This window comes from Pasteurella canis, assembly GCF_900454865.1.
In the GTDB taxonomy this organism is placed as follows: Bacteria; Pseudomonadota; Gammaproteobacteria; order Enterobacterales; family Pasteurellaceae; genus Pasteurella; species Pasteurella canis.
Genome location: NZ_UGTV01000011.1, coordinates 1 through 8,230, shown reverse-complemented (window position 1 = coordinate 8,230; position 8,230 = coordinate 1). Strand labels below are relative to the sequence as shown.

The 8,230-nt window shown below is 36.1% G+C and carries 3 protein-coding genes and 5 pseudogenes; 4 read left to right on the top strand and 4 right to left on the bottom strand.

Annotated features, from left to right (window positions below):
• Positions 1–76: 76 nt before the first annotated feature.
• The 3 genes and pseudogenes from rpoH (DYE19_RS00580) to DYE19_RS00570 all read left to right on the top strand — a co-directional run bounded on the left by rpoH (DYE19_RS00580) (position 77) and on the right by DYE19_RS00570 (position 3,068).
• On the top strand, positions 77–922 hold the full coding sequence (gene rpoH, locus DYE19_RS00580) for an RNA polymerase sigma factor RpoH (protein ID WP_049215762.1): 846 nt from the start codon (positions 77–79) through the stop codon (positions 920–922).
• 268 nt (positions 923–1,190) lie between these two features.
• Positions 1,191–2,362: pseudogene (locus tag DYE19_RS00575) on the top strand (aromatic amino acid transporter).
• 91 nt (positions 2,363–2,453) lie between these two features.
• Positions 2,454–3,068 (top strand): hypothetical protein, encoded by a 615-nt coding sequence (locus tag DYE19_RS00570; RefSeq protein WP_115322273.1) that lies wholly within the window; start codon positions 2,454–2,456, stop codon positions 3,066–3,068.
• A gap of 56 nt (positions 3,069–3,124) precedes the next feature.
• On the opposite strand, the pseudogene DYE19_RS00565 reads toward DYE19_RS00570, so the two are convergent.
• Positions 3,125–3,982 (bottom strand): annotated as a pseudogene (locus DYE19_RS00565) (ATP-binding cassette domain-containing protein); the annotation flags it as partial.
• Between the two features lie 12 nt (positions 3,983–3,994).
• Between DYE19_RS00565 and DYE19_RS11425 the strand changes: the two are divergent.
• A pseudogene (locus DYE19_RS11425) lies at positions 3,995–4,872 on the top strand (ATP-binding cassette domain-containing protein); the annotation flags it as partial.
• Positions 4,873–4,928: 56 nt separating this feature from the next.
• Here DYE19_RS11425 and DYE19_RS00555 read toward each other — a convergent pair.
• From DYE19_RS00555 to rpoH (DYE19_RS00545), 3 genes and pseudogenes are all read right to left on the bottom strand, one after another.
• Positions 4,929–5,402 carry a hypothetical protein gene (locus tag DYE19_RS00555; RefSeq protein WP_255313048.1) on the bottom strand — a complete coding sequence of 158 codons (474 nt, stop codon included), beginning with the start codon at positions 5,400–5,402 and terminating at the stop codon, positions 4,929–4,931.
• A 233-nt stretch (positions 5,403–5,635) separates the two neighbouring features.
• Positions 5,636–6,847 (bottom strand): annotated as a pseudogene (locus tag DYE19_RS00550) (aromatic amino acid transporter).
• Between the two features lie 223 nt (positions 6,848–7,070).
• Positions 7,071–7,915, bottom strand: a pseudogene (gene rpoH, locus DYE19_RS00545) (RNA polymerase sigma factor RpoH).
• Positions 7,916–8,230: the final 315 nt, after the last annotated feature.

The window sequence follows — 8,230 nt, the reverse complement described above, 5'->3', positions numbered from 1 at the left end:
AAAAATTGGCTCTCATGGGATTTTATGTTATAACTACACTCGGAAATTTATCTTTCACTTTCTAAGAAGGAAAACAATGAACAAAGAAACACAAACCATGATGTTGGTTCCACAAGGCAGTATTGAAGCATATATTCGTGCTGCAAATGAATATCCAATGCTTACCGCTGAGGAAGAAAAGGAATTAGCGGAGCGTTTGTATTATCAAGAAGATTTGGAAGCGGCTAAAAAGCTGATTCTTTCACATCTTCGTTTTGTTATCCATGTAGCGCGTGGTTATTCAGGCTATGGCTTACCTCAAGCGGATTTAATCCAAGAAGGTAATATTGGTCTGATGAAGGCCGTTAAACGCTTTAATCCTGAAGTAGGGGTGCGTTTAGTTTCTTTCGCTGTACATTGGATCAAAGCAGAAATTCACGAATATGTATTACGCAACTGGCGTATTGTAAAAGTAGCAACCACGAAAGCACAACGTAAATTATTTTTTAATCTACGTAAAACGAAACAACGCTTAGGTTGGTTTAATGAAAATGAAGTAGAGATGGTCGCAAATGAACTTGGTGTTTCTCCTGAAGATGTGATGGAAATGGAATCACGGATGACAGGTTCAGATGTTGCTTTTGACTTACCAACAGATGACAATGAAGAAACCTACTCACCATCATTATATTTAGAAGATAAAACCTCTAATTTTGCAGCAGAATTAGAGAATGAAAATTACGAAACACAAGCCACTGAGCAATTAACTGTTGCTTTAGAAGGGTTAGATGAACGTAGCCTAGATATTATTAAAGCACGTTGGTTAGATGAAAATAAAGCAACATTGCAAGATCTAGCTGCAAAATATAATATTTCAGCAGAACGTGTGCGCCAACTTGAAGCTAACGCACTGAAGAAACTGAAAAGTGCGGTTAACTTTTAATAAAGTTTAACATACAGAAAAAGCCAAAGTTTTGTACTTTGGCTTTTTTTATTACCTTCGATAAGAATGTAAACATTTCATTACAAAAAATATCCATCATTATCTTATATCAAAATAAGAATAAAACTGGCTTTATTATTTCTCTATTGCTAATATAAATATACATCTATAAAAAATGTAAATATATGTTTACAATTAATCATTTTGATTAAAAAAGGAAACTATCGTGAATAAAACAGCTGGCAGTACACTGCTTGTATCAGGCACTATGATTGGTGCAGGGATGCTTGCAATGCCTCTCACTTCAGCAGGCATTGGCTTTAGCTTTACTTTGGTCTTATTAATTGCACTGTGGGCATTACTCACTTGTACTGCACTCTTATTTGTCGAAGTCTATCAAACTACTGACGCAGATGCAGGTATTGGCACATTAGCCGCACAATACTTTGGTCGTTTCGGACGAATTGTTGCAACAACAGTATTACTCGTTTTCTTATATGCATTATTATCTGCTTATGTTACAGGCGGGGGTTCAATTCTTGCTTCAAGCCTACCTACTATTGTCAATGAGAATACAACATCCAAAATCGCTATTGGTATATTTACTTTATTTTTGGTGCATTTGTTATTATTGGTACAAAAAGTGTTGATGGTATAAATCGCTTATTATTTTTCATCATGCTCACAACATTTGTATTTGTACTGTGTCTGATGTTACCTAAAGTTACTGTCAATAATCTGATGGCGATGCCTATTGATAAAGCCTTATTACTCTCAGCAAGTCCGATTTTTTTCACTTCTTTTGGTTTCCATGGTTCAATTCCAAGTTTAAACCATTATTTACAAGGCAACGTGAAAGCATTACGATTTGCTATTCTCACAGGTTCAACTATCACTCTGGTCTTTTATATTGTGTGGCAATTTTCGACTCATGGTGTGCTGAGCCAATCTCATTTTTTAGATATTTTACAACAAGATCCAACGTTAAATGGCTTAGTGAATGCTAGTTTTCAAATTACAGGCAGCACAATGTTAGCGCAAGCCGTGAAAATTTTCTCAGCTTTAGCTTTAATTACTTCGTTCTTAGGCGTGGCATTAGGGTTATTTGAATGTATTGAAGATCTATTAAAACGTGTCTTTAATATTTCAGGAAATCGAATGATACTAGGCATATTAACCTTTCTACCACCATTACTTTTTGCTTTTTTCTACCCACAAGGGTTCGTCTTAGCCCTCAGTTATGCAGGTCAGATGTTCGCTTTCTATGCTGTAGTGTTACCTGTTGCTTTAGTTTGGAAGGTTCGTCAGATACACCCTAACCTACCTTATCGAGTCAGTGGCGGTACACCTGTACTAGTGCTTGTTCTTATACTTGGTGTGGCAATTACATTGATTCCGTTTATTACGAGAGCAGGCTATTTACCACAAGTTGTAGGTTAAGCGTTTCCTTCTGCCTGAAGAAAATTGACTATAAAAATTCAATAAGAATGTTATAGTGAGCAAATAAAATACAGGTCAAGTGGAATAAAATATGAATATCAGAACTTTTTTCAGTACAACTTTATGTATCGGCACATTACTTAGTTCGACAATCACATCAGCAAATACGTCTATTTATGTTGAACCACCTGCAATTGAAAACGTGACTAATACAAGCTCTTACGTTTCGTATATGTACCGAACCGAAGCTTTACGGAGCCAATGGATTGGCAATAACCCCATGTTCTTTATTCGATTATCAAGTATTGATACTTTTGGTGATACACGTACTGCTTTAATCGCCACGTTATTAAATGGTGCTTATGCTATTGAGCGTATAGCAACAAACTGCAATACTAAAGAAACCGTGATTAAAACGAAAGCGATCTATGATGCAACAGGTAAATTAATTGAGTCCAATAACCAAGACATTAACCTTGGTCGTCCAATTCCAGATAGTTATGTCGCAGAGGCTATTTTAGTGATGTGCGATGCATTAGCACTTGTTCCTGGTAATCCCAATGTACATGATGAAAAAATTAAAGCCTCTGTTCCATTTATCAATATTATTAATGAGCATGTAAGAGGTAAAAGCGTCAATCGTGGAGCAATCATAGTAGATAATATTGAGGACTATTTTAAATCTCAACTCAATAGAAAAAAATAAACAAAAGGGCTTATTTCATCAAATAAGCCCTTTATCTTTAAAAAAGTAATAACTTTTTACTCAGCAAGCAGTTCTTCGAGCTCCTCTTGAAGAGCTAACCATTGCATTTCAATCTCCTCTAATTGCTTCTTATGACTGACTTGTTCAGCTAACAGCGTAGTCAACTTATCTTTATTTTCCGCTAAATACAGCTCACTTTCGCCAAGCTGTGTTTCTATCTCTACTAACTTAGTTGATAAATTGTCCATCTGCATTTCAAATTGTTGTAGTTTTTTGCGTAGCGGAGCCGTCTGTTGTCTTAATTCTGCTTCACGACGTTTTTGCTCCTTACGATTCACACTACTTTGATTATTTTCTTGCTCAGCTTGTGGTACTAGCTTTGAGTCTGGCACACGAGACAATTCATTCAACCACTTTTGATAATCGTCTAAATCACCTGAAAACTGCTCTACTTTTTTATCATGTACTAAATAAAACTCTTCTACTGTATTACGTAATAAATGGCGGTCATGAGAGACCACAACTAATGAGCCTTGATAATCTACTAATGCTTCAGTAAGTGCTTGGCGCATATCAAGATCTAAATGGTTAGTCGGTTCATCAAGTAACAATAAATTCGGACGCTGCCAGACGATAAGCGCTAACACTAAACGAGCTTTCTCTCCACCAGAAAAAGAGCCAACTATCTCATTGACTTTATCACCCTTAAATGCAAAACCACCAAGATAATCTCTTAGTTGTTGTTCCGTCTGCTGTGGTGCTAATTTTGCAAATGCCATAATGGACTTTCATCTGCACGTAAAGTATCTAATTGATGCTGAGCGAAATACCCATTGTACACCCTTAGCAAGCTGTATTTGTCCAGCCAGCGCAGATAGCTCACCTGCTAATAATTTAATCAATGTTGATTTACCAGGCTCACGATTGTTGTTAGTAAAAATGGAGCAGGTAAATCAACATTGATTAAATTATTAGCAGGTGAGCTATCTGCGCTGGCTGGACAAATACAGCTTGCTAAGGGTGTACAATTGGGGTATTTCGCTCAGCATCAATTAGATACTTTACGTGCAGATGAAAGTCCATTATGGCATTTGCAAAAATTAGCACCACAGCAGACGGAACAACAACTAAGAGATTATCTTGGTGGTTTTGCATTTAAGGGTGATAAAGTCAATGAGATAGTTGGCTCTTTTTCTGGTGGAGAGAAAGCTCGTTAGTGTTAGCGCTTATCGTCTGCAGCGTCCGAATTTATTGTTACTTGATGAACCGACTAACCATTTAGATCTTGATATGCGCCAAGCACTTACTGAAGCATTAGTAGATTTCAAGGCTCATTAGTTGTGGTCTCTCATGACCGCCATTTATTACGTAATACAGTAGAAGAGTTTTATTTAGTACATGATAAAAAAGTAGAGCAGTTTTCAGGTGATTTAGACGATTATCAAAAGTGGTTGATGAATTGTCTCGTGTGCCAGACTCAAAGCTAGTACCACAAGCTGAGCAAGAAAATAATCAAAGTAGTGTGAATCGTAAGGAGCAAAAACGTCGTGAAGCAGAATTAAGACAACAGACGGCTCCGCTACGCAAAAAACTACAACAATTTGAAATGCAGATGGACAATTTATCAACTAAGTTAGTAGAGATAGAAACACAGCTTGGCGAAAGTGAGCTGTATTTAGCGGAAAATAAAGATAAGTTGACTACGCTGTTAGCTGAACAAGTCAGTCATAAGAAGCAATTAGAGGAGATTGAAATGCAATGGTTAGCTCTTCAAGAGGAGCTCGAAGAACTGCTTGCTGAGTAAAAAGTTATTACTTTTTTAAAGATAAAGGGCTTATTTGATGAAATAAGCCCTTTTGTTTATTTTTTTCTATTGAGTTGAGATTTAAAATAGTCCTCAATATTATCTACTATGATTGCTCCACGATTGACGCTTTTACCTCTTACATGCTCATTAATAATATTGATAAATGGAACAGAGGCTTTAATTTTTTCATCATGTACATTGGGATTACCAGGAACAAGTGCTAATGCATCGCACATCACTAAAATAGCCTCTGCGACATAACTATCTGGAATTGGACGACCAAGGTTAATGTCTTGGTTATTGGACTCAATTAATTTACCTGTTGCATCATAGATCGCTTTCGTTTTAATCACGGTTTCTTTAGTATTGCAGTTTGTTGCTATACGCTCAATAGCATAAGCACCATTTAATAACGTGGCGATTAAAGCAGTACGTGTATCACCAAAAGTATCAATACTTGATAATCGAATAAAGAACATGGGGTTATTGCCAATCCATTGGCTCCGTAAAGCTTCGGTTCGGTACATATACGAAACGTAAGAGCTTGTATTAGTCACGTTTTCAATTGCAGGTGGTTCAACATAAATAGACGTATTTGCTGATGTGATTGTCGAACTAAGTAATGTGCCGATACATAAAGTTTGTACTGAAAAAAGTTCTGATATTCATATTTTATTCCACTTGACCTGTATTTTATTTGCTCACTATAACATTCTTATTGAATTTTTATAGTCAATTTTCTTCAGGCAGAAGGAAACGCTTAACCTACAACTTGTGGTAAATAGCCTGCTCTCGTAATAAACGGAATCAATGTAATTGCCACACCAAGTATAAGAACAAGCACTAGTACAGGTGTACCGCCACTGACTCGATAAGGTAGGTTAGGGTGTATCTGACGAACCTTCCAACTAAAGCAACAGGTAACACTACAGCATAGAAAGCGAACATCTGACCTGCATAACTGAGGGCTAAGACGAACCCTTGTGGGTAGAAAAAAGCAAAAAGTAATGGTGGTAGAAAGGTTAATATGCCTAGTATCATTCGATTTCCTGAAATATTAAAGACACGTTTAATAGATCTTCAATACATTCAAATAACCCTAATGCCACGCCTAAGAACGAAGTAATTAAAGCTAAAGCTGAGAAAATTTTCACGGCTTGCGCTAACATTGTGCTGCCTGTAATTTGAAAACTAGCATTCACTAAGCATTTAACGTTGATCTTGTTGTAAAATATCTAAAAAATGAGATTGGCTCAGCACACCATGAGTCGAAAATTGCCACACAATATAAAAGACCAGAGTGATAGTTGAACCTGTGAGAATAGCAAATCGTAATGCTTTCACGTTGCCTTGTAAATAATGGTTTAAACTTGGAATTGAACCATGGAAACCAAAAGAAGTGAAAAAAATCGGACTTGCTGAGAGTAATAAGGCTTTATCAATAGGCATCGCCATCAGATTATTGACAGTAACTTTAGGTAACATCAGACACAGTACAAAATACAAATGTTGTGAGCATGATGAAAAATAATAAGCGATTTATACCATCAACACTTTTTGTACCAATAATAACAAATGCACCAAAAAATAAAGTAAATATACCAATAGCGATTTTGGATGTTGTATTCTCATTGACAATAGTAGGTAGGCTTGAAGCAAGAATTGAACCCCCGCCTGTAACATAAGCAGATAATAATGCATATAAGAAAACGAGTAATACTGTTGTTGCAACAATTCGTCCGAAACGACCAAAGTATTGTGCGGCTAATGTGCCAATACCTGCATCTGCGTCAGTAGTTTGATAGACTTCGACAAATAAGAGTGCAGTACAAGTGAGTAATGCCCACAGTGCAATTAATAAGACCAAAGTAAAGCTAAAGCCAATGCCTGCTGAAGTGAGAGGCATTGCAAGCATCCCTGCACCAATCATAGTGCCTGATACAAGCAGTGTACTGCCAGCTGTTTTATTCACGATAGTTTCCTTTTTTAATCAAAATGATTAATTGTAAAACATATATTTACATTTTTATAGATGTATATTTATATTAGCAATAGAGAAATAATAAAGCCAGTTTTATTCTTATTTTGATATAAGATAATGATGGATATTTTTTGTAATGAAATGTTTACATTCTTATCGAAGGTAATAAAAAGCCAAAGTACAAAACTTTGGCTTTTCTGTATGTTAAACTTTATTAAAAGTTAACCGCACTTTTCAGTTTCTTCAGTGCGTTAGCTTCAAGTTGGCGCACACGTTCTGCTGAAATATTATATTTTGCAGCTAGATCTTGCAATGTTGCTTTATTTTCATCTAACCAACGTGCTTTAATAATATCTAGGCTACGTTCATCTAACCCTTCTAAAGCAACAGTTAATTGCTCAGTGGCTTGTGTTTCGTAATTTTCATTCTCTAATTCTGCTGCAAAATTAGAGGTTTTATCTTCTAAATATAATGATGGTGAGTAGGTTTCTTCATTGTCATCTGTTGGTAAGTCAAAAGCAACATCTGAACCTGTCATCCGTGATTCCATTTCCATCACATCTTCAGGAGAAACACCAAGTTCATTTGCGACCATCTCTACTTCATTTTCATTAAACCAACCTAAGCGTTGTTTCGTTTTACGTAGATTAAAAAATAATTTACGTTGTGCTTTCGTGGTTGCTACTTTTACAATACGCCAGTTGCGTAATACATATTCGTGAATTTCTGCTTTGATCCAATGTACAGCGAAAGAAACTAAACGCACCCCTACTTCAGGATTAAAGCGTTTAACGGCCTTCATCAGACCAATATTACCTTCTTGGATTAAATCGCTTGAGGTAAGCCATAGCCTGAATAACCACGCGCTACATGGATAACAAAACGAAGATGTGAAAGAATCAGCTTTTTAGCCGCTTCCAAATCTTCTTGATAATACAAACGCTCCGCTAATTCCTTTTCTTCCTCAGCGGTAAGCATTGGATATTCATTTGCAGCACGAATATATGCTTCAATACTGCCTTGTGGAACCAACATCATGGTTTGTGTTTCTTTGTTCATTGTTTTCCTTCTTAGAAAGTGAAAGATAAATTTCCGAGTGTAGTTATAACATAAAATCCATGAGAGCCAATTTTTCATACTCTTTATGGAATGGGTAAAGATTAGACTATAAATTTACCTTAAAGTTCCAATTATCGTATAGAAAAGGAATAGATGTATTTATAGGTTATGTCGAATATTATACCGCACTTTGTCTTAAAGTGCGGTATGTTTGAGATGAATATCAATGATACTATATTTTATAAGAAGGTAGATAACGCAAGTACCCATAAAATACTTAAAACAGGTCCTAAGAAACCAATAACGACACCACCT